The following is a 24,001-nucleotide window of genomic DNA, read 5'->3' as shown; positions in this document are numbered from 1 at the left end:
GCTATTCTAATGCCTCTAAGCCGGAAAACGCACGACGGCGTGCCTCATCAGCCAGCTCTGGCGGACCGATGAGTTCGATGCGGTCTCCTTGGCTAAGGCAGAAACGGATAAGCCAGTCCGCGGACCCGTAGACCATGGTTGCCTCAATCCGTCCGTCATCATAGGCATCACCGATTTCGATTTCCCAGTAGTCCGCAAGCCATGTCGCATCGGAAGATACGAGTAGGTTAGCGATGTTTTCAGAGTCGAAGCCAAATGGGTCGGAGCCGTCGAACGTTTTGCCTACCGCAGAACGGTCGGCTGGAACTTCGGTCAACTGAGCTTCACGAATACGGTCAGTTCGGAAGCTCTTCTCCTCTCCTTCATCCAGCGCCGTGAAATAGGTGTGACCACCTTGGTGAAAGAACCGAATACCGGTCAACTGGCGCTCACGAAGCGTATCGGAGGAAGGCGAAAAGTATGTCACCTGCACTTGGACGCCCTGCTGCAAACCACTTTGAAGTATCCCCAGGATGGATTCTTGATCGCTTTGTTCCCCATCCGCGTCAAGCACGGAGGTACTGCCAACTACAGCTCGCAACTTCTCTGCTGCAGAACTCAGCGCCGCTTGGTCGAGCAGGCCTGGCATGGTCTCGAATGAGTCGAGCAGTAGTAACAATGTGTTTGCCTCGGTTGGTGTGAGACGCAAGGGCCGACTCAAACCTTGGTCGTCAATGACGGTCACCTCGGTCCACGAATGTTTGAGATCAATCATCTCCCCGGGGCCATTGCCAACTCCCGACAAATGGAGCATCGCCAAGTCGCTTTTCACCTGTTCCGCGTCAGTTCCGATGCCCCGCGCTATTTCCATTGGTGAACGATCTGGGTGCTGCGACAGGTATGACAACAGGTTTAAAAGCCGTGCCAGACGCACCTGGCGTTCGACTGCAGTGTTTTGCTTCATGCTTCAACTCGTTCCTGTCCTCGAAGCTGTTTGCGCAAGAGCGCAGATACCTCTTCGTGGATATCGGGCGGCGTAATTGAGCGCACATGCGGAGCAAGGCTCGCGAGAGTGCGCACGAGCCAGTCGCGTTCGACCCCACTGACAGCTATCCGGTCCAGACCCGCTGCAGAGCCTTCTGAGCGCTCTCCTTGCAGTGATAGCTCCTCGCCTACACCAGCTGAAATTTCCACCACGGCATCGACAAGCGGGCCACGAAGTACGTTCTGAAGTACGTCACGCGGGTCCTTGGTGGCGTCGTGAAACGATGTCTGATTCTTCGACTTCCTGATGTTGCTCACCTTCATCAGTCTGAAGACGCGCTCCTGGCCGCGATCGCAGTCCCAACCAACAAGGTAAGTCTTGTTATTGAGAGGTACGAAGCTCCAAGGGTCGAACGTTCGGCGCTGGATCGACGCACCTGGAGCTGGCTGAAAATCGAACGTCATGCGGGTCTTGGTGCGTGCGCAAGCCAAGGCCGCCTTGAGTACATCAGGGTCGAGGTTGATGATGTCGTTGTCGACGAACGCAATGGTTGGACTATCAAACATCCTGGTAACGCCAGATGCCGCGATCTTTGTCCAACCGGATCGCGCAAACGCGCCTAGGCGTCCCGCCTGGCTGAGATCAACTACTAGGCCGAGCGCCGTTGCCTCCTCAACAGTGAGGTTGAGCGGCTCGAGTTCATATTTATCGTGTTCGATCCATGCCTCGCCTGCTCGAGTTTCTGCGGGCACGCCAACACGGCGAAGGTCGTCGACATCGCGCTTAATCAGTTTCTCCAGGGCCTCTGGAGTTCGATCAGCGTATCCGTCGACGTGCTTGGCAATCCACTGCTGTGTCCTCGGACGCGGTGACCCCAGTAACGCGAACGCCAAGTTCAGCTGCCGGGAAGTCATTACATCACTACGTGTCATGATGCTCCTGCTGATGGTTGTCCACGATGTATTGGATCAAAGCGTCGACGTCAGCGTTCTCGGTTTCGAAGGGATCGAGAAGCTTGAGCGTTCGAGGCTCTGGACGGTTTACTTTCAGGTGCACCCAGTCGACGTTGTGCTCCGCGTTGTAGTCCCGAGCAGCTGAGAGGAACCTGCCCCGCAGCGCGGCGCGAGTCGTGGCAGGAGGCTGCTCAGCAGCCATTCGAATGTCCGCGTCGGTAGTCCAACGCGCCGCGAGGCCTTTGCGTTGCAGCAGGTAGAACAGACCACGCTCCGGGTTGATGTCGTGATAGGTCAAATCAATCTGTGCCAATTTCGGATGTGACCAGTCCGTGTCTAGTTTTTCACGAACTTGCTCTAAGAGCTTGTGTTTGATCACCCAGTCGATCTCTGTGTCAACCGCAGAGAAATCCTGCGTCTCGATTGCAGTCAGCACTCTTTGCCATAGCTCCACTACCCGACCGAGTTCCTCGTTTGAGGTTCCCTCGTCTGGCCGTTGTGTCAGCCATTTTGTGGCGGCGTCAAGAATCTGTTGCTGCACCGCGAGTGCTGTAACAATTGAGCCGTCTTTACAAGTAAGGAGCGTTTGGCCAGTCGGGTCGAGCGCAATCGCTCGAATATGCTTGATCGGATCTTCGAGCTCCACGTTCGGCATCGGGAAGCCAGCCTCAAGCATCTCAATGACCAGCTGCGTCGCGCCTACCTTGAGTGCGAACGTAGTTTCCGACATGTTGGAGTCACCGACGATGACGTGCATTCGGCGGAATCGATGAGAATCTCCGTGTGGCTCATCTCGAGTGTTAATGATGGGACGCGTGCGCGTGGTGGCAGATGAAACCCCTTCCCACACCTGGTCGGCGCGCTGGGACAGCACAAACTTGCCCTTATTGATCATTCCTGCGCCGCATATTAGCTGTCTCGTAATCAAAAAAGGCAGGAGCTGCTTGCTGAATGACTTCAGGACGATTTCTCGACTCACTAGATAATTCTCGTGTGCACCGTAAGAGTTGCCCTGTGAGTCGACGTTGTTCTTAAACAGGTACACCTGGGCCGGAGTCCCCTCCTGTGCAAGGGCTTCCTCTGCATGCAGCGCAAGCTGGTGGTAGAGCATCTCGCCAGCCTTGTCGTATTGCAAGAGCTGCATCAGTGAGTCGCACTCTGGCGTCGCGATTTCAGGGTGCGCACCTACGTCGAGATAGAGCCGAGAGCCATTCTGGGTGAAGATATTCGACGACCGATAGCGCGAAACTACCGGCCGGAACAAGTAGCGCGAAAGCTCTTCCGGGCCAAGGATGGATTGCCCATGTGCGTAGGCGGCGAGCCCAAACTCCGTCTCTACCCCCATGATTCGGCGCGCATACAGCGCAGGGTGTTCGGAACTCATTGGCCACCTTTTTGAACGAATGAGCGCACAAACTCCTCAGCGTTCGTGTCAAGCAAGGCATCAATCTCATCGAGTAAATCGTCAGTGCCTGTCACCTCGACCTGGGCTTGGGCGTTGCTGCCTTCTTCATTCTGCGGTTCCGGGGTGTCTCCTCCACCGAACATTTGTTGCTGCTTAGACATGCTTATACCCTAGCGCGTTTAGCAGCTCCGATGCCGTTGTAGCGCGGTTGATGATTTGGGCAGTTTGCTCATACGTCCAGCCATTGACATCGTCGAGCGGCACGCGGACCATTCGATCCTCAATCCTGAAAACGATGGACTGCCAACTCGATGCCGCGATCTCTTCCCCAAACTTTTCGGTTACCTTGCCACGGAAGTATGCGCGGGAGTTTCTCAGCGGGTTCTTTGCTGCGTGAGCAATCTCCTCATCGCCTACTAGCGTCCGTATCGATCCTTTTCGGACGAGTGCGTGATACAGCGATTTCGCAGGATCTATGTCAGCGTACTGGATGTCGATCATTTTCAACTTTGGGTCGTCCGCGGCTACTCCTCGGTCCATGAACGAGCGCACAAGCGCCCACTTGGCCGTCCAATCAAGGCGATCCGCGGTGCGCAGTGGGTCGACTGCGAGATCATCGAGCACTTCAGCCCAAAGAGCGAGCACTCGCTTATCGACGTCCCCTTCGTTTGGCAGCCCCTGCACCCGATCTCGGATTTCCCGGAGCACCTCGATTGCTGTGCAGCGCCTACCGTTGGCAAGAAGTAGTTTGTGTGTGCACGTTGGGTCGTGGGAGATGCGTTGCAGCTCAGCAACCGGGTCCTGGATGGTGAGGTCCGAGAAGTCCACTCCAACTTCGATTGCGTCGAGCATGAGTTTGGTCATGCCCATCTTCAAGAAGTTGGAGTACTGGCTCATGTTGGCGTCACCGATGATGACGTGGAGGCGTCGAAACTGTGTAGCGTCAGCGTGTGGTTCGTCGCGCGTGTTGATGATGCCTCGGTTCAGTGTCGTTTCGAGTGAGATTTCCTGCTCGAAGTAGTCTGCGCGCTGTGAAATCTGGAAACCGGCATGTTCACTTTCGCGCCCGATGCCGACTCGTCCGGCGCCAACGATGACCTGCCGAGTGACGAAGAACGGAATGAGCCCCTCTACCACCGCTGCGAAGTCAGTGTGGCGTGAGTACTGGTAGTTTTCGTGACTACCGTACGACTGGCCCTTGCCATCGACGTTGTTCTTGTAGAACTTAATGGGTGGGCATGGTGCAGCGCCGTCAAGCACCGAAATACCTTCGTCCCAGAGATCGCGGATGTCGTCCATGGACTGCCGCAGGTAGAGATCACCAGCGGCGTCGTACAGCATGGCGTCCCAGGCGTTATCAACTTCCGGGGAGGAGTATTCAGGATGGCCGTGGTCGACGTAATACCGAGCACCGTTAGTAGTCACCACATTAGCCACGCCAATCGCGTTTGGGTCGACAACAGGAACCGTCCGATAGCGTTGGAGGTCGTATCCGCGAGCATCCTTCAGCGGGTGTTCCTCCGCGTAGTCCCATCGGCTTCGAGCACTCGTATGCATCGCAGCGTATGCCACGACAGCATGCGTCGAGGTTATGAGCGGGCTGAGCGTCGGGTCGCTCGGAGTCGTGATGCCATACTCAGTTTCTGTTCCCATGAAACGTCCCATGGCTCACGACTGTACCGCGACGCTACCTCCCGTGCTGGCATTTACCAGCCGCGCTCAGCCAAGCGATGCGGCGCAGGCAGATCGCTTACGTTAATGCCAACCATTGCCTCGCCAAGGCCGCGTGAAGCTGCTGTGACTTCGGCGATGTCTTGCCAGTTGCGGGTTGCACGAACGACAGCTTCCGCGCGCTTCTCTGGATGCTCGGACTTAAAGATACCCGAGCCAACGAAGACGCCGTCAGCGCCAAGCTGCATCATCAGAGCTGCGTCAGCTGGTGTTGCAACGCCACCAGCGGTGAACAGGGCAACGGGAAGCTCGCCGTGTTCAGCAACGTACTTCACCAGATCATATGGGGCTTGCAGCTCTTTCGCCGCGACGTAGAGCTCATCTGGGTTAGACGCTACCGTAGCCTGCAGCTGTGCGATTTGGGCTTTGATAGTGCGGATATGTTTCGTGGCCTCGGAGACATCACCAGTACCAGCCTCGCCTTTGGAACGAATCATGGACGCGCCTTCATTGATGCGGCGAAGTGCTTCACCCAAGTTTGTCGCACCGCACACGAAGGGGGTGTCGAATGCGTTCTTATCGATGTGGTTGACATAGTCAGCTGGGCTGAGCACCTCGGACTCATCGATGTAATCGATTTTGAGATGCTCCAAGATCGCGGCCTCGACCGTGTGTCCGATGCGCGCCTTTGCCATGACTGGAATTTCCACCGCGTCGAGGATCTCTTCGATGAGGTCGGGGTCGGACATACGCGCCACCCCTCCCTGGGCACGGATGTCTGCCGGGACTCGCTCAAGTGCCATGACGGCAACGGCGCCGGCATTCTCCGCAATCTTCGCCTGCTCTGCGGTCACGACGTCCATAATGACGCCGCCGCGCAAGCTGTTGGTCAACTCTGCATGTTTCGAAAAATCAGTCATGGGTTCCATCATGCGGTACGATCTGGACGATTACGAGGTCCAGTTTTACAGCAATATTTTGTACCAGTTGGTGAGTATGTTCTTTCCAGTCTCGCGTAACGCATCACTTTCACTTCCTGCCCAAATCGCAGCGCAAATCCGAACCGCGGTTGCCGAAGGCACACTGCGACCCGGAGACACCATCGTATCTACCCGCGAGCTTGCTGACCAACTCGGCGTATCGCGTGGGACCGTGGTCAGCGCGTTCGATCAGCTCATCAGCGAAGGCTATCTGGATACCACGCAGGGAGCACCAACAAGGATTCATCCTGAGCTCCGAGTACCGAAGCAGTCGATACAACGGAGGCAAAGAGCATCCAACGAGGCGTCAACACCTGCAGTACTTTCGCTGGTCCCAACATCAGGTATCGACGGCATGATCCGCCCGGCAGCCTGGCACCGTGCATGGCGCGAAGCCTCATATTGCGTGCCGAAACAGGCCGACCCACAAGGCGAGCCGAAACTACGGACTGCAATCGCCGAGCACCTGCGAGTAGCTCGTGGGCTTCACGTTGCTCCGGAGGAGGTCATCGTCACCGGTGGGACCCGCGAAGGACTACTGCTCACGCTGATGTCTATTGGCAACAGCGTCCGAGTTGGTGTTGAAACTTCGGAGTCTAGCGGGCTTCGTTCCGTGATCGCTCTCGCAGGCCATGCGACGGTGCCCTGCCAATGTGACGACGAAGGCGTGTTGGTCTCGCAGCTTCCATGCGACATCGACGCACTGCTCATCACGCCAGCACACGTGCCGCCGTTTGGCGGTGTCATGACAGTACGCCGACGCGTTGAGTTACTCGAATGGGCATCGGCAACGGGTACGTTGCTCATCGAGGATGACTTCAACACAGAACTGCGCTACCGAACCGCTCCCCAACCGACACTGAGTGCTCTACCGAACTCAGGCAATGTGCTCACGCTCGGTACTTTCACAACGCTGCTGCACAAGCAGCTTTCCGCCGGCTACATCGTCACCACACCGGATACGTTTTCCTCGGTGCAAGAGACCCGGGAAGTGCTAGGAATGCCGGTGTCGACAGTTACCCAACACGCGATCGCGCACCTACTGACTGATGGCACCGTCCGGAAAAGCACCAAGGCGTTTCACACTAGGCTTGCGAAGCGGCGTCGACAAGTAACCCCACTCCTCGAGCGTATTGCCGAAGTCAGTGGTGCGAGCAACGCTGCTATGAGCAACACGAGTAGCGCTGACATTATCGTTGAGTTTTCTCATCAACGCGATCTGCAGCGCTTCAGGGAGCAGCTGAAACGCGCTGGCTGCGTTTGCGCGACCGGTGATTCAACTGGCGCTGGCGAAGACTGTTTTGCACTGCTCAGTTTCTCAACGCTGAGCGACCAAGACTTTGATGCCGCAACGCGCTCCCTCGCTGAGTTTCTAGGATGCTGACCTAGCGACGACCTCCACAGCGACCACTTGCTTGCCATGTCGACCGGCTAGGCGCGACCAAGTATCTGGGTCGGCAGTATTTGGCAGGTCCTCATTTTCCTGCTGCTCCGCGCGAACCGCCGCACGCAGGTGCTCCGCAGTAACGCCGGTATCTGACTCGCCGGAAATAGCGTCCTTGATAGCAAGCTTTTTGGCGCGGCTGACAATGTTCGCGATCATCGCACCAGACACAAAGTCAGAGTAATGCAACGTCTCCTCAGAGCCATCAATCAACCGGAGACGGACGAAAGGCCGCGGCGCAAACAACTCCTCGACGGCAATCTGTGAAAGCTCCTCGATAGGAACTGCGTGAGGGACGTCAGGGCGTAAGTAGCGGCCGAAGATATCGAGGGCCTCAGCTTTAGTCGGGCGTGAAATCCGCACCTTGATATCGAGGCGTCCAGGTCGGAGAATCGCAGGGTCAATGAGCTCTTCCCTATTCGTCGCGCCGATGACGATGACGTTCGAAATATCTTCTACGCCGTCAATCTCTGTGAGCAGCTGCGGCACAACTGTCGTTTCCATATCGGAGGACACCCCCGAACCGCGGGTACGGAAGATCGACTCCATCTCATCGAAGAAAATGATCACGGGGCGACCTTCCGAGGCGAGCTCCCTCGCACGCTCGAAAATCAGCCGGATTCTACGCTCGGTCTCTCCCACGAACTTATTCAGCAGCTCGGGGCCCTTCACGTTGATGAAGTGCGCCGACGCACTATGACCAAGCCGGTGCGCCAACGAATTCGCGACCGCTTTCGCAATCAGCGTCTTACCGCACCCGGGCGGGCCGTACAGTAGCAGGCCCTTCGGGGGCTTCAAGTCATACTGCTGGTAAAGGTGAGGGTGGGCGAACGGCAGCTCAACCGCATCGTGGATGAGCTCAATCTGTTCTTGGAGCCCGCCGATGTCCTCATACGTCACATCGGGTACTTCTTCGAGTGAAAGCTGGTTCACCTCGGTCTTTGCAATGCGCTCAAACGCGAACTGTGCGCGCACATCAGTAAGCAACGTGTCACCGGCACGGCTTTCACGTTGTAGCTCGTCTGTAAGCCGTACGACGTGCTCCGTTCCCTGGATGTCTTGCACAATAGCGCGACCGGCGTCCAGCTTTTCAACGAGCGTAGCTAGCTGGCCCACAGCAGGATATTGGCAGACCTCGAGTACCACGCTGCCATCGCCAAGCCTCACCAGCGACCCCGGCTTCACTCGGTCGATCGCGATCGTTGGCGCGACCTTGACACGCATGTGCCGACCGCTTGTAAAGACTTCAGCGTCTGTTCCATTGCCAGTGGACGCAAGGAACAGGCCGTACGTCGAAGCTGGGTCGCCGAGGGACTCGACCTGTTCGTAGAGCTCTTGCAGCTTGTCCCGACTGGTTTTGAGCATGTCCGCAAGCTGTGCATTGCGCGCGCGGAGCTGCTGGTTGTCGCGTGTGAGTACCTGGACTTCGGGCAAGCGTTCAGTCATACAAGGAATCTTAGCGACGCGCGCGCCGTTGCGGACGAGGTGGTGTCACTCCGTCCGCGAGTCGGCGCGTCCACACGAGAAATGCAGTGTGCGCGTTCATACGGTGTTCTGGCCGAGTTGCCAGACCTTCGACCTTCCATTCACGCAGCAGGGTTTCCCATGCGCGAGGTTCCGTAAAGCACTTTGCCTCGCGGATGCCCTCCATAATGTTCATCAGCTGCGGGACGGTTGCCACGTAGGTCATGAAAACGCCACCGGGGATCAACACATTCTTGACGGTGTCGATGAAGTGCCACGGCTCAACCATGTCCAAGATCACGCGGTCAACTGGTCCACCAAGGTCCTCTTGAGTGACCTCACCGAAATCTCCCAGACGTGGTGTCCACCAATCAGGGCGACCGTTGAAGTAGTCCTCTACGTTGTCTTTCGCGAACTTCAGATGATCATCGCGGATCTCGTAGGAAAACACATGACCATCGGGGCCGACAGCACGCAAGAGCGACATCGTGAGAGCACCGGAACCTGCGCCGGCCTCCAACACGCGCGCACCCATAAAAATGTCACCCTCGACAAGAATCTGAGCGGCATCCTTTGGATAAATGACCGCGGCGCCACGTGGCATGGATAACACGTGATCAACAAGCAGGTGCCTGAAACAGAGATAGTCCGCACCCAAGGTGGACTTCACCACCGAGCCTTCGTGCGCGCCGATGATGTCGTCGTGGCTGACAATCCCCTTATGTGAGTGAAACAGCCCTCCTTCAACGAGTTGGATGGTGAAGTGGCGACGCTTTGCGTCCGTGAGTTGGACTTTATCGCCAACGCGAAATGGACCTGAATACATGTTGTTCAGTATGCCTTACACTCGTGCGTCCGTGTAAAAGGCGTGGAGCGCCTGTACAAACCACTTCATATCCTCTACCCCACACATTTCACGGGCGGAGTGCATCGAGAGCAACGGAACACCAACATCCACGGTAGGGATGCCAAGGCGCGTCGCGGCGATAGGTCCGATCGTCGAACCGCAAGGGACGTCGTTGTTTCCGACGAACACCTGGTTCGGCACACACGCCGCCTCGCAAGCGCGAAGCCACGTTGCCTCAGTTTCCGCGTCGGAGGCGTAACGCTGATTTGCGTTCACCTTCAGGACAGGCCCGGCGTTCAGCAAGGGGCGGTGCGAAGGATCGTGCTTTGTTGCATAGTTCGGGTGCACCGCGTGAGCCGCGTCGGCTGAGATCATCGAAGACCTAGCGCAGAGGCTCAGGAAGTCATTGACCCCCAGCCCGGACGCGATTCGTCGTAGGAATCGCTCGAGTAGTGGGCCTGCTGCGCCCGTCGGTGAGTTTGAACCGACCTCTTCGTGGTTGAACGCGACGAGAACCAATACATCGGAATGTGTTGCCTCACGTTGGGCTTCAATCAGCGCTTCTAGGCTCGCCCACACACTGGTAAGGTTGTCAAGCCGACCAGCCATCAGCATGTTACCAATCACTGCACCAGGCTGCGTATCTACCGTAATCAGCTCGTGCGCAGCAATTGACTCGCCACCCAACCCAATTTGCTCACTGATGACTTCCAAGAGCGGACGATCCACGCCGAGCACCGGCTGCGTGTGTTGTTGGCGCTCAACCGGAGGCGTATCCGCTCGGTACAAGTGAATTGCGAGGTTCGGGACCCGAGCAATCGGACCAGAATTTACCAAGTGGGTCTTCCCACTCGCGTCCACCACACGCCCCGCAAAGGCAAGGTCACGGTCGAACCAACTCTGCAAAATCGGCCCGCCGTAGACCTCAACTGCCACCTGATGTATCCCCTCTCCCTCAACGTCAGGCCTCGGCTTCACCATAAGCCCCGGGGAATCCGTATGTGACCCAACAATCCGAAATCGGCTGGTCTCGGAGTCAAACTCTTCGGGTATCCACCACGCTATGACTGCCCCTCCTTCGACGGCCACATGGCCACCCGGAGTTGTGGGAGATGCAGTGGAGCTGGCGTCGTCAAGAAATCCTTTGCCTACGAGCAACGAGCGAACTTGGTTAGCTGCGTGGAACGCGCTCGGGCTCGCACTAAGAAATCGAAGAAACGAATCAATCGATGTAGTCATACGTGCGAGTCTAGCTCGAGAGAAACCACTAGGATAGGACGAATATGAAAGCGAAACCGTTAGCCCTGTCCCCCTCGCGCGCGTCCGACTACCAGCAGTGCCCACTGCTCTACAGGCTGCGAGCGATCGACAAAATCGAAGAACCCAAAACTGAACCCCAGGTCAAAGGCACCCTCGTGCATGCCGTCCTCGAGGAACTGTTTGGGATGGAACGCGAACAACGCACCTACCCTGCGGCGGTGAAACTCATCGTCCCCGCATGGCAGAAGATGTGCGAACAGGACCCCAGCGTTGCAGACCCCATCGAGGACGAACAACTGCTTTTTATCGACGCCCGCACGCTCCTACGCGGATATTTCCAGATGGAAAACCCACTTGGCTTTGACTCACACAAGCAAGAAATGTATGTCAATACTGTGCTGCCCAACGGTGTGCCCGTGCGAGGCTTCATCGACCGCGTTGACGTCGCGCCAACTGGTGAAATCAGGGTCGTTGACTACAAGACCGGCAAGAAACCACAGCCAAGGTTCTCACACGACGCGAAGTTCCAGATGCGCTTCTACGCACTGGTGTACTGGCGGCTTTTCAACGAAATACCTGATCAACTGCGGCTCATGTACCTCAAGGTGGCAGATTCACTCTTCCTTACCCCTTCAAGTGAAGAACTCGAGTACTTCGAGCGCGACCTCGGTGAACTTTGGGCCAAAATTACCCGTGACGGTGAATCCGGACAGTTCCGACCAAAACGTTCCAGGCTCTGTGATTGGTGTGCGTTTCAGGCGTACTGCCCGGAGTTCGGAGGGACGCCACCGCAGTACCCTGGGTGGCCGGGGTCCGCGGCGGATGTGGAGTAAACACCGCGACGGACCACTGCAGGCTAAAACTAGAATAGCCCCTTGATGTTGCCACTCGAATCGACATCAATGTTGTTGGCTGCTGGTTTTTTCGGCAGGCCAGGCATTGTCATCACAGCACCAGTGAGTGCTAGTACGAATCCGGCACCCGTACGCGGAATGAGCTGACGCACATGCAACGTGTGGCCCTCGGGCGCTCCGAGGCGAGAGGGGTCGTCGCTAAACGAGTACTGCGTTTTCGAGATACATACCGGTAGGGCATCTGCGCCACTCGCACGCAAGTTCTCGAGGTCTTTCCGCGCCGCATCCGAGTATTGAACATCTGCCGCGCGGTATACCTCGCGGGCAATCGTCTCGATTGACTGCTCGACGCCTTCCTCCGGGTTGTACAGCGACGAAGAAGCACCGTCGACCAGGTTGTCAAGGACCGTCTTTGCCAGCTTCTCGGCGCCTTTACCGCCATGCGCCCATACCTCGGCCTCTTCCAGTGCAACACCGAAATCCTTTGCCCACTTTGCCATCCAAGCGCGTTCGCGATCCGTGTCAGAAGTGAACAGGTTGAGCGCCACGACAGGGCGGACACCAAATTTACGAAGGTTTTCGACGTGCCGCTCAAGGTTCACAATGCCCTTCGCCAGCGCATCAATATTTTCAGCCTTGAGATCGGAGCGGTCAACACCACCGTTGTACTTGATAGAACGGATAGTGGCGACCACTACCGCGCCAGCCACGTCGAGGTCACCGTAATGTGACTTGATATCGAAGAACTTTTCCGCGCCGAGATCAGCCCCGAATCCCGCTTCCGTAAAGACGTAGTCAGCACACTTCTGTGCTGTCTTCGTGGCAATCAAGGTGTTGCAACCATGGGCAATGTTTGCAAACGGACCGCCATGGATAAATGCAGGAGTGCCACCCATGGTCTGCACAAGGTTCGGCTTCAATGCGTCTTTTAGCAGCGCTGTCATAGCCCCGGCTGCATTAAGCTCACCCGCAGTCACCGGCTTGCGATCGTAGGTAAAACCGACAGTGATTTGTGCCAGGCGTTCGTGGAGGTCGTCAAGGTCGTTCGCAAGACCGAGGATTGCCATAATTTCCGAAGCCGCAGTAATCGTAAATCCAGTCTCCGTCGGTACTCCGTGGGCTGGTCCCCCCAGACCAGTTACTACGTTTCGCAGGGAACGATCGTTGACGTCCAAGCACCGCTGCCACGTAATACGCCGCGGGTCGATATTCAACTCGTTGCCCTGGTGAATGTGGTTGTCGATCATCGCAGCCAACGTATTGTTCGCACTGGTAATCGCGTGGAAGTCCCCAGTGAAGTGGAGGTTAATGTTCTCCATCGGAACCACCTGCGAGTAGCCACCACCTGCCGCGCCGCCCTTCAAACCCATCACAGGGCCGAGAGAAGGTTCCCGCAAAGCAACAATGGCGTTCTTGCCGAGGTTTGTAAACGCATCAGTTAAGCCAATCAGTGTGGTGGATTTCCCCTCCCCCGCTGGGGTTGGGGAAACACCTGTGACAAGAATGATCTTGCCTTGCTTATCGTCCTTGACAAGCGAGGGGTCGACCTTGGCCATGTACTTGCCATATGGAATCAGCGCATCTTCGGAAATACCGGCCTTGAACGCAATAGTGGAGATCGGTTCAAGCGTATGCGCTTGAGCGATCTCCACATCAGTTAGAACTTCGGACTTGGGGCTGTCGTGATGTTGTGTAGACATGCCCCTAGTTTAGCTTTAAATCAGCACCGCCCCAATGAGGTAGCCGAGAATTACCGAGACTGCGATGCAGACGATACCCGGCAGAATGAATGGGTGGTCGAAGACGTACTTGCCGATTCGGGTCGAGCCTGTATCGTCCATCTCCACTGCTGCAAGCAGGGTTGGGTACGTCGGAAGCACGAACAGTGCGGACACTGCTGGGAATGCTGCAACAGCGGTGAGCGGGCTGACGCCAATTGCGAGAGCAGCTGGGATAAGTGCCTTCGCGGTGGCAGCCTGCGAGTAGAGCAGAGATGCGGCGAAGAACAGAACGACTGCGAGCAGCCATGGCTGTGCCGTCAGGACGTCACCAGCAATGTTTTGAATGTCCTCAATGTAGTGGTTAATAAAGGTCGTACCCAGCCATGCAACACCAAGCACACACACAGAAGCAGACATGCCGGAACGGAACACCTGGGTGTTCAAGACCTCAGCTGCGCGAGACTTCGTAATAAGCAGGATCGCAGCGGCAGCGGAAAGCATGATCGCCATGATTGCCTCGTTACGAGGGACGGTTGGGTTCTCGATGAGACCGATCTGATCGGAGATGATCGTCGCGTAGAACATAACGATGACAATCGCGACAAGGAAGATCCACACGGAGGCCTTTGCGCCATCCTTCGGCTTGTAGCTGCCTTCGGTGGTGCTCGACTTTGCTACGAGACCGTCTGCGAGGCGACGCTGGTACACCTCGTCGTCAACGAGGTCTTTACCAAGCTTGTTCGAAACCCAAGCGGTTGGGAAAATCGCGAGGAAGGTCGCAGGAATCATGACGCCGAGCAACTGCAGGTAGCCGACGCCCAGAGGCTCAAGCACGGAGGCCATAAAGACGACTGCTGCCGAAATCGGGGAAGCCACGATTGCCATCTGCGATGCGATGACTGCGACCGAAAGCGGGCGGGATGGGCGAACTTCGCCCTCCTTAGCAACCTCAACGATAACTGGAAGAGTGGAAAAAGCGGTGTGGCCAGTGCCTGCCAGCACGGTCATCAACCAAGTAACGATTGGCGCGTACACCGTGACGCGCTTTGGATTGCGGCGTAGGAACTTCTCAGCGAGGTACACGAGATAGTCCATGCCCCCCGCCAGCTGCATTGCAGAAATAGCAGCGATCACACACATGATGATGCCGATGACATCAAAGGGGATGTCATCGGCGGTTACGGACATACCAGTGAGTCCGAGAAGCAAAACGCCAAGGCCACCGGCAAAACCGATAGCAATGGAACCCATCCGGGCGCCGAGAACAATGGCGCCGAACAGGATGATGAGTTGTATCACAAGTAACACAGGAACTCCCCTGATTCGGTCGAATTAGTATTCGCTTCCATTATCGCACTAAGAGGCGATAACTACCGAATCAGGGGAGTGTGAGATTTACTACTTTTGGTTGATTAGTCCTCGTCGAAAAATTCGCCGCGGTACTCTGGGTGCATCAAGTTGTCCTTGCCCAGCACAACCTTCAGCTCCTCCTCCGTGAGCAGGCCACGCTCGAGAACAAGATCACGAACGCTCTTACCCGTAGCAGCAGCTTCCTTACCGATGACGTCACCATTGTGGTGGCCGATCACTGGGTTCAGGTATGTGATGATGCCGATGGAGTTGTTCACAAAGGCCTCACACACATCCTTGTTAGCGGTGATGCCAACGATGCACTTCTCACGCAGCGTACGGACTGCGTTGGTGAGGAGACGGATGGAATTGAACAGGGCCTCGGCAACTACCGGCTCCATGACATTGAGCTGGAGCTGGCCAGCCTCAGATGCGGTCAGGACGGCAACGTCGTTGCCGAAGACCTTGAAGCACACCTGGTTTACAACCTCAGGGATGACAGGGTTCACCTTCGCAGGCATGATCGAAGAGCCAGCCTGCATTTCCGGCAGGTTGATCTCGTTCAGGCCAGCACGTGGGCCGGAGGACAGCAGGCGCAGGTCGTTACATACCTTAGAGATCTTCATCGCGGCGCGCTTCAGTGCGGAGTGCATCCATACGTAGTCGCCGGTATCGGACGTTGCCTCAATCAGGTTCGGTGCGCCCTTGATATCCAGCTTGGTGACTTCCGCGAGAGCCTCAACGATCTTCTGACGGTAGCCGTCTGGAGTGTTGAGCTCGGTACCAATTGCGGTTGCACCGAGGTTGACGGTCAGCAGTGCTTGTGCTGCGGACTTGATGACGTCCAGTTCCTCCTCAAGCAGTGCGCCGAAGCCAGTGAATTCCTGGCCGAGCGTCATCGGGACTGCGTCCTGGAGCTGGGTGCGCCCCATCTTGATGATGTCGTCGAACTCTTCACCCTTAGCGTTGAGCGCCTTGGTGAGCTCCTCAAGCTCGGTCAGCAGGCCCTGGACGGCGTAGTACACACCGAGGCGAAGGCCGGTCGGGTATGCGTCGTTGGTGGACTGGGACATGTTGACGTCATCATTCGGGTTGATGATGTCGTAGCTACCCTTTTCTTCACCGAGGATCTCAAGAGCGAGGTTTGCGACAACCTCGTTGGTGTTCATGTTCAGGGACGTGCCAGCGCCACCTTGGAACTGGTCGATTGGGAACTGGTCCATGCAGCGACCGTTGTCGAGGATCTCGTCGCAGGCCTTGACGATGGCGTCCGCCTTCTTCTTTGGCAGAACGTGGAGGCGGTTGTTGGCCAGTGCGGTGGCTTTCTTTACTTCCACCATGCCACGAATGAACTCTGGCAGGTCATTGATGGTCTGGCCGGAGATCGGGAAGTTGTGGACGGCACGCAGGGTGTGGATGCCGTAGTAGACGTCGGAGGGCACTTCGAGTGTGCCAAGCAGATCTTCTTCAATTCGATTACTCATGCCACTGATTGTACGCAAATTCGACGCTATACAACTTTTGGGCCACCTAGTCACCCCAATAATAGGGATAGGGGTGACTTATCGGTGATTAATTGAAAATCCTATAGGCGTGCAATGCGCAGCTGAGTGGCCAAAATGGCTTCCGCGCCAATTTCAGAGAGAGCGTCCATAACCGCATTCGCTTGGGTTCGCGGAACCATAGCGCGCACCGCGACCCAGTTGTCGCGCGACAGCGGCGAGACAGTCGGCCCCGTCATGCCTGGTGTAAGTTCGCTGGCTTTGTCGAGGTCATCTCTGCAAATGTTGTAATCGAGCATCAGGAAGTTCTCTGCGTTCAAGATGCCGCGGATACGCTGAAGCACTACCTCATGTTCGTTTGCTAGCGTTACGCCCTTACGCTTGATGACGACGGCTTCGCTGGCAAGAATGGGCTCCCCAAATGGTGCCAGCCCATGTTGTCGTAGCGTCGTACCAGTGGATACGACGTCAGCAATAACGTCCGCGACGCCCAACTTGATCGAAATCTCAACAGCGCCGTCAAGCTCAATGACTTCCTTCGGAGTGATGCCGAGCCCGTCAAGATAGTCAATCACGAGGTGCGGGTATGAAGTTGCTATCCGCTTACCTTCCAAATCAGGCACCGCCCACGTTTCAGACTGCGGGGCAGCAAACCGGAATGTCGATGCACCAAAGCTCAACGGAAGTACTTCTTCTACTTCGGCATGGGAATTGAGTGCCAAATCTCGCCCAGTGATACCCAGGTCAAGGTGGCCTTGAGCAACGTAAATAGCGATGTCGTTTGGGCGCAGGAAGAAGAACTCAATACCGTTTTCTTCATCCCAGATATTCAGGGCTTTTGACGTGCCCCTCCCCTTGTAACCGGCCTCTTTGAGAATCTGGAGCGCCTTCTCTGACAAAGAGCCTTTATTTGGAACCGCAAACTTAATCATCAGGCGAAATCCTTAGAGGTATTTATAGATGTCATCAGGGGTAAGACCTCGTTGCAGCATCATTACCTGGGTCCAGTACATCAGCTGGCTCATTTCCTCCGCCAGCTCCTCGTCAGACTGATACTCGGCAGCGATCCACACTTCACCAGCTTCTTCGATGATTTTCTTGCCGATGAAATGGGCGCCCTTCTCTAACGCTTGCACCGTGCTTGAGTCAGAGCGCTTGGAGTCGGCAGTTTCAGTGAGCTGAGCAAAAAGTTGATCGAAGTCCTTCACGCACAACACCTTAGCGGAAACAGAAGAGCTTTGAGCGCGGTTTATGGCGCGGAATACCACCTTGCAACATCATGAAGTGTCGCAGACTGTAAATCGCTGAAGGTGATTCTTGTGGCCGGCTTCGGGACATAGTCGGCCAAGCCGAGCACCCGTGCACCTGCCCTAATCGCTGCTTGCATTCCCGCCTGAGAGTCTTCAACTGCGATACAGCGCGACGGCTCAGCACCAACCAATTGCGCTGCTTTCAGATACATATCCGGAGCTGGTTTTGGGTTGGATACCTCATCTCCAGTCACGGTTGCTTGAAAGTAATCGTTTCCGATGAAGTCAATGCAGGTTTGAGCGAGCGCGCGTTCCGTGTTCGTCGCAATGGCCATCGGAATGCCATGGTCCCGCAGTATGTCAAGGACGTGGCGTATTCCCGGGTTCAGCTCAATACCTTGCCCTAGGAGTTGCTGCATCCGTTCTTGCATCCACCGCTTCAGCCGCTCTGTATCTCCGGGCTGCAAGGAATACCCGGTCCAAGTAGTGATGATGCTCAACGCTGTGGGGAAACTGACGCCCTCCGCTTTTCGACGCTCCTCCGCAGAAAGCCTCTTGCCCAAAAACTCAGACAGCTCAAAGGTTGCTTGCGCCCAAAGCGGCTCGGTATTGATGAGCGTCCCATCCATATCCCACAGCACAGCTTGGGGAGCGCGAACCCTACTCACGATTGAACAGCTCCTGGACGACGGATGGATCCGCGCCAATCTGTGCCGAGACCTTCGCGAAAATTCCCTCGATGTCCGACATCTCCTCTGGCTCGAGCACGGCATATTGATGCTTAGCGTTGAACTCTTCAAGATTAGCAATGAGGCCCGTGTAGAGGTCGCTGATGGTGGCGTCGTCAACCGGCTGCGCGACGAGCGACGCAGTGTCGAGAAAAATCTCGAGGATTTCACGGAGCTCAGGTAATACGGCAGGGTCAAATGGGGCTTCCCAGAGTTCGAGGTCCTGCTCTTGCAAATATTCACCGGATGCAAACACCCTCAAATCCTCGATGAACTCGTCGACATCGGATTGGAATGTGGATCGGAGACTACTCATCGTTGCTGCCTACCTTTACACCGAGTAAGCCTTCGATAGCTTGTCGAAGTAACCCGTTGTAATCGCCTTTGGCGGCGTCGATAATTTGAATCGCAGTTGGTGTGTCGAGGTCGTCAGCAAGGGCCTGGCGCAAATCTTGAATTGTTTGCTCCACGCGAGACTGCTGATCTGTCTGAGAAAGAATTGTGTGCCACGACTTGAGTCGATGCTCTGCTTGATCGAGTGCCTCGTAGGAGAAATCGCGGTCTTGGCGATAGTGGCCGGAGAAGACGGCAAGGCGAATCGCAGACGCTGAGTGTCCCTCTTCTGTTAGCTTGTGCACAAAGACGAGATTGCCGAGAGATTTCGACATCTTCACTCCCTCAAGCGCGATCATTCCCGCGTGCACGTAGTGGTGTGCCATCCGTTGTTCTCCAGTCGCAGCCTCAGCATGCGCGGCAGAAAACTCGTGATGTGGAAACGCTAGGTCCGAGCCTCCGCCTTGGATTGCAAACGGTACGCCGAGACGGTTCGCAGCGATGGCAGAGCACTCGACGTGCCAACCTGGGCGGCCGGGGCCGAAGGGAGAATCCCACGCGGGCTCCCCTTCCCTGTGTCCACGCCACACCAGCGCATCGAGTGAGTCTCGTTTCCCCTCACGGTCAGGGTCTCCCCCGCGCTCGGCAAAGAAATGCTCCATCTGCTCGCGCGTCATGTTTGACTCGTATCCAAACTGTTTGGTTGCGGTGATATCAGCGTAAATATCACCGTGGTCTAGGCGGTACGCTGCGCCGACGTCGAGCAAGCGCTGCACCATCTCAATGACCTCATCGACGGTCTCCATCGCGCCAACATAGTCCTGAGGCGGGATGACGGAGAGCACTTCCATGTCGCTGCGGAAAAGGTTGATCTGTTCCGTTCCCAGCTCGCGCCAATCGACGCCGTCTCGCTCCGCGCGCTCGAACAATGGATCGTCGACATCGGTGATGTTCTGCACGTAATGAACGTCGTGGCCGTTAGCAAGGAGCTGACGATAGACGAGATCAAAGGAGAGGTACGTAGCTGCGTGTCCAAGGTGAGTGGAGTCGTATGGGGTGATCCCGCAGACGTACATCCCCACCTTCCCCGAGTGATGGGCAGCTGTGTTAACGGGCTTTACCACCCTATCTGCGGTGTCATACAGAGACAGCGGCACCGGAGTACCAGAGACAGCAGGGACTACAGGTTGTGGCCAAGAATGCATAGTGACCACCATACCGCGGCACGCTCATCATGCGCGGTTACCGGCGTTCAAAGGCAAGCGTTGCCTACACCGGTTGCATAACTCCGGTAGCCAGCAGCACCATCACGATGATGCCAAGAGGTATGCGGTACGCAGCAAACCAGGAAAATGAGTGGTGCGAAACAAACTTCAGCAGCCAAGCAATGGAAATATATCCCAAAACAAATGCGATAGCGCTTCCGACGAGCAACTGCAGACCTGTTGCTGCTTGCCCTGCTTGCGGATCAAACGCATCCGGTAGTGAGAAGAGGCCTGATGCGAGCACAGCCGGGATAGCTAAGAGGAACGAAAAACGAGTTGCCACTTCCCGCTCAAGGTTCAAAAAGAGACCGCCCGAAATAGTGCCGCCCGAACGCGAAACACCCGGAATGAGAGCTAGACACTGCCACAGGCCCATCACGATGGCATCTTTGACTGTCAGCTGCTCGAAGCTACGCTTTTTCGTCCCGCGCTTTTCCGCCAAGATGAACACGAACGAAAACAAAATGAGAACCGTTGCAGTAATCCAAAGGTTACGGAAGTTCTCACGGATCAAGTCTTTCAGAGCAAAGCCAAGCACCCCGACTGGAATAGTGCCAGCGATGACCATCCACCCCATCCGGTAATCGAACCCGCGCTTCGTCTTATCAAACAGTCCGACACACCATCCAGAGAGGAACCTCCAAATGTCCTTCGCAAAGAAGACCAGCACAGCGAGTTCGGTGCCGAGCTGAATGACAGCGGTAAAACTCGCGCCAGCGTCCTCGCCCCACAAAAGCTCGGACACAATGCGGAGGTGTCCTGACGATGAGACTGGAAGGAACTCGGTTAAGCCTTGGACGACCGAGAGGACAATCACTTGAGCCCATGTCATTGACTCTGCTAACTGAGAGGCGGCAATCATGTTGGAAAACCTTACCCGTGCGGAGAAAAATCCCCACATGCGTACAGCATTGATAAGGTTGACCTCCGTGAGAACAAAACGAAAAGTCGCCTTAATGCTGCCCATTATGGCCGTAGCTTTGGCTGTTGCGGCGTGTACTCCTGATGTCGTTGACCCAAATGACGCCATAAGTATGGGTAGCGCTGAACCAGTTGCGTCACCCCCTTCGGCACATCCTGACGGCCAGTTGCTTCAATTTGGCACCATCGTCGATGTGGATCAAACGAACGACTTGATTGGTGTGCGCACCCCGGATGCGCTTTACGTTGGGACCAGCGCACAATTCGAAGAAAACCGAGTAGAAGAGTTCAAGTTGGAGGATGCTTGCGGTGAAGTCTCGGCAAACGCTGGTCAGTTTGCGGTAGGGTGCGGAGATTTCATTGCCATCATTAACAAAGAGGGGCTTCAAAAAGTTGCTACCGACCACCCGGTGACTGTGGCAACAGTCGCCTCGGACGGCAGTGTTTTAGCCGGAAGCGACAGTGCGAAGTCAGTGTGGTTGTATAGCAACGGTGAGCTCAAAAAGGAGTTTTCTGTCGCGCGCGAAACTGACCAGCTGCAGGCTGTTCCGGTAGATGGTGGTGCCGATTCCGTTGTGCGCGTGAACACATTTGACACCACCATTCAGGACCTTGATTGGGGCACAGGACGTCAGGGGGCAACGTTGCGTGCTGGGCTTGGCGTCGGCAAGGTTGCTGCTGGAGAGCACGGTATGGTGCTCGCTGCGGACGCGACGGGTAACCAGCTACTCGTGTACACCACCAATGAAGTCATCCGTCTCCAGCAGAGTGTGCCGGTGCCCTCCGGAGCGTGGGACGTCGCGTGGGATAGCGCTAATAAGCTCGCGTGGGTGACTTCAACCGAAAGGAACCTGGCGACTGCCTATGACATTTCCCACGGCGTCCCCGTTGAACGTGCTCAGGTCAGTACAGTTCCAGATGCACAAAGTATTGCAGCGCTCTCTGACGGAACACTCATTATCGGATCTGCGTCAGGTAGTGGCCTGCAAATAGTTTCCACTGAAAGCATTGAGGCCAAATAGAAATGAATCAACGCAATTTATACGACACGGTATATGGGCTCGCACTTCGGGGAATGTTTACAATTCCGCCTGAGCGCATCCACGACATCATCATGGGCGGGCTGAAAACCCTACAACGCCTAACTCCCCTCACCCGAGCTATGACTCGTGTCGTACGTGTCGACGGCCCGCTTCTCGAGCAGACGTTGTTCGGCGTGCGTTTCCCCGCCCCGGTGGGTCTCGCTGCAGGATTCGATAAGAACGCGGAAGCTCCGGACACGTGGTCGGCGATCGGTTTCGGTTATGCGGAATTAGGAACTGTGACCCCGAAGGCGCAGCCCGGAAACGAACGTCCACGGCTCTATCGCTTGCCGAAGGACAAAGCGATCCTCAACCGAATGGGCTTCAACAACGATGGCGCGCTGAGCATTGCAGAGCGTCTCCGAGCCCGGAAGACTCCTGAGATCGTTGGAATCAACATCGGGAAAAATAAGCTCTCCGAGGACGCGGTTGGCGACTACCGAGCTACCGCGACTGTGCTCGGCCCTCTGGCGGACTACCTCGTGGTCAATGTTTCTTCCCCAAACACCCCTGGGCTTCGCAACCTTCAGTCAGTTGAATCGTTGAGGCCAATCCTTGACGTGGTTACTACGGCAACTACGACGCCTGTGCTGGTAAAAATTGCTCCTGATCTCAGCGACGAGGATATCGATGCAGTTGCAGATCTGGCCGTCGAAATGAACCTTGCCGGCATCGTGGCGACCAATACGACCATCTCCCGCGAAGGCCTTCGAACCGATGCTGCCGAAGTGGAAGCCATGGGGGCGGGTGGTATTTCCGGCGCGCCGCTCAACAGCCGCGCGCTGGAGGTTTTGCGGCGTCTCCATGCGCGAGTCGGCGACCAACTCGTACTGGTCAGTTCCGGTGGCATTTCGACACCAGAGCAGGCATGGGAGCGTATTACATCCGGCGCAAGCCTTCTCCAGGGGTATACGCCGTTTATTTACGGTGGTCCGGGGTGGATCTACCGAATTCACAAGGACTTACAGAAGCAACTTAAAGCCCATGGACTTTCCAATATTACAGATGCTGTTGGCTCCGAACTCCCCTGGATCGCCTTGAACTCCGACTAGCTTGGTGGCCTACGTTTGGGCACTTGTACTGGCGATTTGCATCTTGAATCAACGTCACTCTATAGTAGTGCAAGTGCCCAGCCGAGAGGTTGAAAGCAAAACACCCAGCCCGGGTGGCGGAATGGCAGACGCGCTAGCTTGAGGTGCTAGTGTCCTATTAACGGACGTGGGGGTTCAAGTCCCCCTCCGGGCACAATGACCGGCTTCCTCCAGGAAGCCGGTTTTTTGTTTAGGCCGCACTTAAAGACGAAGGGCAAACGGATGCGCCAACAGTCACCACTACGCGTGATGGTCATTTTGGTACTTCTCGCAATTGCACTGTGGGTGTGGCGCTTCTTTGAAATACCTTCGCTGTCGACGTTTCGCGAGTGGGCTGATAGTACGGGAGCCTGGTTCCCAGTCGTTTTCTGGTTGCTCTACGTACTCATCACACAGTTCCCGATCCCCCGTACGTTGCTCACCATTTCCTCCGGTGTTCTGTTCGGTGGTTGGTTTGGGATTCTGCTCGCTATCACCGCAACGACGGCCTCAGCAGGTCTTTCGCTAACTGTTGTGCGGTTTCTTTTACGTGACTGGGTTGAGAGCAAAATTTCTCACCCCAAGCTTCACATGATTAATGAACGGTTGGAACAGCGCGGTTGGCTGGCGGTAATGAGCCTGCGACTCATCCCCGGTATCCCTTTCTCGGTCATGAACTACGCTTCAGCGCTAAGTCGAGTCCGGCTTTTGCCGTTCATGGGGGCAACGCTCATCGGCTCGGCGCCTAACACGATTCTCGTTGCATTGTTCGGAGACACGTTGAGCGGAGATGCAAACCCAGTACTTCTCGGCGCAGTGTTTGCACTGTCTGTTCTTGGCGTGACAGGACTGATTATCGACGCGCGCCACCCGGCGAAGCCGCGTCGAATAGAAGAGTAAAGGCTCGAGCGTGTACTTTCTTGAAGCACGCTAGTAT

General features: G+C 56.1%; 23 protein-coding genes and 1 tRNA gene. 6 read left to right on the top strand and 18 right to left on the bottom strand.

What is annotated here, in order from left to right:
• Nucleotide 1 precedes the first annotated feature (1 nt).
• From KBX13_RS01820 to pdxS, 6 genes are read right to left on the bottom strand one after another with little or no spacing between them, the layout of a single operon-like run.
• Nucleotides 2-943: a YafY family protein gene (locus tag KBX13_RS01820; RefSeq protein ID WP_256020423.1), complete on the bottom strand. Its 942-nt coding sequence runs from the start codon at nt 941-943 to the stop codon at nt 2-4.
• Entirely contained in the window at nt 940-1,896 is a 957-nt protein-coding gene (locus KBX13_RS01815) for a YafY family protein (protein ID WP_256000184.1), read from the bottom strand. Before KBX13_RS01815 ends, KBX13_RS01820 begins: the two co-directional genes overlap by 4 nt.
• Complete coding sequence (gene pafA / locus KBX13_RS01810) at nt 1,886-3,301, bottom strand: Pup--protein ligase (RefSeq protein ID WP_256000185.1); 1,416 nt, start codon at nt 3,299-3,301, stop codon at nt 1,886-1,888. The genes KBX13_RS01815 and pafA overlap by 11 nt, the downstream gene beginning before the upstream one ends.
• On the bottom strand, nt 3,298-3,483 hold the full coding sequence (locus tag KBX13_RS01805; RefSeq protein WP_252930888.1) for a ubiquitin-like protein Pup: 186 nt from the start codon (nt 3,481-3,483) through the stop codon (nt 3,298-3,300). The genes pafA and KBX13_RS01805 overlap by 4 nt, the downstream gene beginning before the upstream one ends.
• Complete coding sequence (gene dop / locus KBX13_RS01800; RefSeq protein WP_256020421.1) at nt 3,476-4,987, bottom strand: depupylase/deamidase Dop; 1,512 nt, start codon at nt 4,985-4,987, stop codon at nt 3,476-3,478. The genes KBX13_RS01805 and dop overlap by 8 nt, the downstream gene beginning before the upstream one ends.
• A gap of 41 nt (nt 4,988-5,028) precedes the next feature.
• The gene (pdxS, locus tag KBX13_RS01795; RefSeq protein WP_369822092.1) at nt 5,029-5,913 is read right to left on the bottom strand and encodes a pyridoxal 5'-phosphate synthase lyase subunit PdxS; all 885 of its coding nucleotides are present in this window, start codon (nt 5,911-5,913) and stop codon (nt 5,029-5,031) included.
• A 10-nt stretch (nt 5,914-5,923) separates the two neighbouring features.
• Here pdxS and KBX13_RS01790 point away from each other — a divergent pair, with 10 nt between their 5' ends.
• Nucleotides 5,924-7,357, top strand: a complete 1,434-nt coding sequence (locus KBX13_RS01790; protein ID WP_256020419.1) for a PLP-dependent aminotransferase family protein — start codon at nt 5,924-5,926, stop codon at nt 7,355-7,357.
• Here KBX13_RS01790 and arc read toward each other — a convergent pair.
• The 3 genes from arc to KBX13_RS01775 are packed head-to-tail and all read right to left on the bottom strand — an operon-like array spanning nt 7,346 to nt 10,967.
• Nucleotides 7,346-8,863 (bottom strand): proteasome ATPase, encoded by a 1,518-nt coding sequence (arc, locus tag KBX13_RS01785; protein WP_256020417.1) that lies wholly within the window; start codon nt 8,861-8,863, stop codon nt 7,346-7,348. The two genes, KBX13_RS01790 and arc, sit on opposite strands and share 12 nt — an antisense overlap.
• A 10-nt stretch (nt 8,864-8,873) precedes the next feature.
• Entirely contained in the window at nt 8,874-9,707 is an 834-nt protein-coding gene (locus KBX13_RS01780) for a tRNA (adenine-N1)-methyltransferase (protein ID WP_256020416.1), read from the bottom strand.
• A 15-nt stretch (nt 9,708-9,722) separates the two neighbouring features.
• Nucleotides 9,723-10,967, bottom strand: coding sequence for a M18 family aminopeptidase (locus KBX13_RS01775; RefSeq protein ID WP_256020415.1), 1,245 nt, complete (start codon nt 10,965-10,967; stop codon nt 9,723-9,725).
• A gap of 44 nt (nt 10,968-11,011) precedes the next feature.
• On the opposite strand from KBX13_RS01775, the gene KBX13_RS01770 reads away from it, so the two are divergent.
• A complete protein-coding gene (locus KBX13_RS01770) occupies nt 11,012-11,821 on the top strand; it encodes a RecB family exonuclease (RefSeq protein WP_070976926.1) in 810 nt (269 codons plus the stop codon).
• A gap of 29 nt (nt 11,822-11,850) precedes the next feature.
• Here the strand turns inward: KBX13_RS01770 and KBX13_RS01765 are convergent, their stop codons facing one another.
• From KBX13_RS01765 to KBX13_RS01725, 9 genes are all read right to left on the bottom strand, one after another.
• Nucleotides 11,851-13,542 carry a formate--tetrahydrofolate ligase gene (locus KBX13_RS01765; RefSeq protein WP_070976923.1) on the bottom strand — a complete coding sequence of 564 codons (1,692 nt, stop codon included), beginning with the start codon at nt 13,540-13,542 and terminating at the stop codon, nt 11,851-11,853.
• A 15-nt stretch (nt 13,543-13,557) separates the two neighbouring features.
• Nucleotides 13,558-14,871, bottom strand: a complete 1,314-nt coding sequence (locus KBX13_RS01760; protein WP_256020413.1) for an anaerobic C4-dicarboxylate transporter — start codon at nt 14,869-14,871, stop codon at nt 13,558-13,560.
• A gap of 104 nt (nt 14,872-14,975) precedes the next feature.
• Nucleotides 14,976-16,397 (bottom strand): aspartate ammonia-lyase, encoded by a 1,422-nt coding sequence (gene aspA, locus KBX13_RS01755; RefSeq protein WP_070362459.1) that lies wholly within the window; start codon nt 16,395-16,397, stop codon nt 14,976-14,978.
• Nucleotides 16,398-16,498: 101 nt separating this feature from the next.
• On the bottom strand, nt 16,499-17,347 hold the full coding sequence (gene hisG, locus KBX13_RS01750; protein WP_070362458.1) for an ATP phosphoribosyltransferase: 849 nt from the start codon (nt 17,345-17,347) through the stop codon (nt 16,499-16,501).
• Nucleotides 17,348-17,359: 12 nt separating this feature from the next.
• On the bottom strand, nt 17,360-17,623 hold the full coding sequence (locus tag KBX13_RS01745; protein ID WP_252930882.1) for a phosphoribosyl-ATP diphosphatase: 264 nt from the start codon (nt 17,621-17,623) through the stop codon (nt 17,360-17,362).
• A gap of 41 nt (nt 17,624-17,664) precedes the next feature.
• Nucleotides 17,665-18,333, bottom strand: a complete 669-nt coding sequence (locus KBX13_RS01740; protein ID WP_246814877.1) for an HAD family phosphatase — start codon at nt 18,331-18,333, stop codon at nt 17,665-17,667.
• Nucleotides 18,326-18,709, bottom strand: a complete 384-nt coding sequence (locus KBX13_RS01735) for a hypothetical protein (RefSeq protein WP_070477117.1) — start codon at nt 18,707-18,709, stop codon at nt 18,326-18,328. The genes KBX13_RS01740 and KBX13_RS01735 overlap by 8 nt, the downstream gene beginning before the upstream one ends.
• On the bottom strand, nt 18,702-19,931 hold the full coding sequence (gene mshC, locus KBX13_RS01730) for a cysteine--1-D-myo-inosityl 2-amino-2-deoxy-alpha-D-glucopyranoside ligase (protein ID WP_256020411.1): 1,230 nt from the start codon (nt 19,929-19,931) through the stop codon (nt 18,702-18,704). Before mshC ends, KBX13_RS01735 begins: the two co-directional genes overlap by 8 nt.
• A gap of 64 nt (nt 19,932-19,995) precedes the next feature.
• Nucleotides 19,996-20,853, bottom strand: a complete 858-nt coding sequence (locus KBX13_RS01725) for an undecaprenyl-diphosphate phosphatase (RefSeq protein WP_071572676.1) — start codon at nt 20,851-20,853, stop codon at nt 19,996-19,998.
• Between the two features lie 94 nt (nt 20,854-20,947).
• On the opposite strand from KBX13_RS01725, the gene KBX13_RS01720 reads away from it, so the two are divergent.
• The 4 genes from KBX13_RS01720 to KBX13_RS01705 all read left to right on the top strand — a co-directional run bounded on the left by KBX13_RS01720 (nt 20,948) and on the right by KBX13_RS01705 (nt 23,964).
• Entirely contained in the window at nt 20,948-21,934 is a 987-nt protein-coding gene (locus KBX13_RS01720; protein WP_070362455.1) for a WD40 repeat domain-containing protein, read from the top strand.
• Between the two features lie 2 nt (nt 21,935-21,936).
• The gene (locus tag KBX13_RS01715; protein ID WP_070362454.1) at nt 21,937-23,046 is read left to right on the top strand and encodes a quinone-dependent dihydroorotate dehydrogenase; all 1,110 of its coding nucleotides are present in this window, start codon (nt 21,937-21,939) and stop codon (nt 23,044-23,046) included.
• Between the two features lie 107 nt (nt 23,047-23,153).
• Nucleotides 23,154-23,239, top strand: a tRNA-Leu gene (locus KBX13_RS01710).
• Between the two features lie 68 nt (nt 23,240-23,307).
• Entirely contained in the window at nt 23,308-23,964 is a 657-nt protein-coding gene (locus tag KBX13_RS01705; RefSeq protein WP_070363517.1) for a TVP38/TMEM64 family protein, read from the top strand.
• Nucleotides 23,965-24,001 lie beyond the last annotated feature (37 nt).

It is taken from the genome of Corynebacterium sp. CCUG 51687, assembly GCF_024453995.1.
GTDB lineage: Bacteria > Actinomycetota > Actinomycetes > Mycobacteriales > Mycobacteriaceae > Corynebacterium > Corynebacterium pseudogenitalium.
This window is presented reverse-complemented; position numbering and strand designations above follow the sequence as displayed.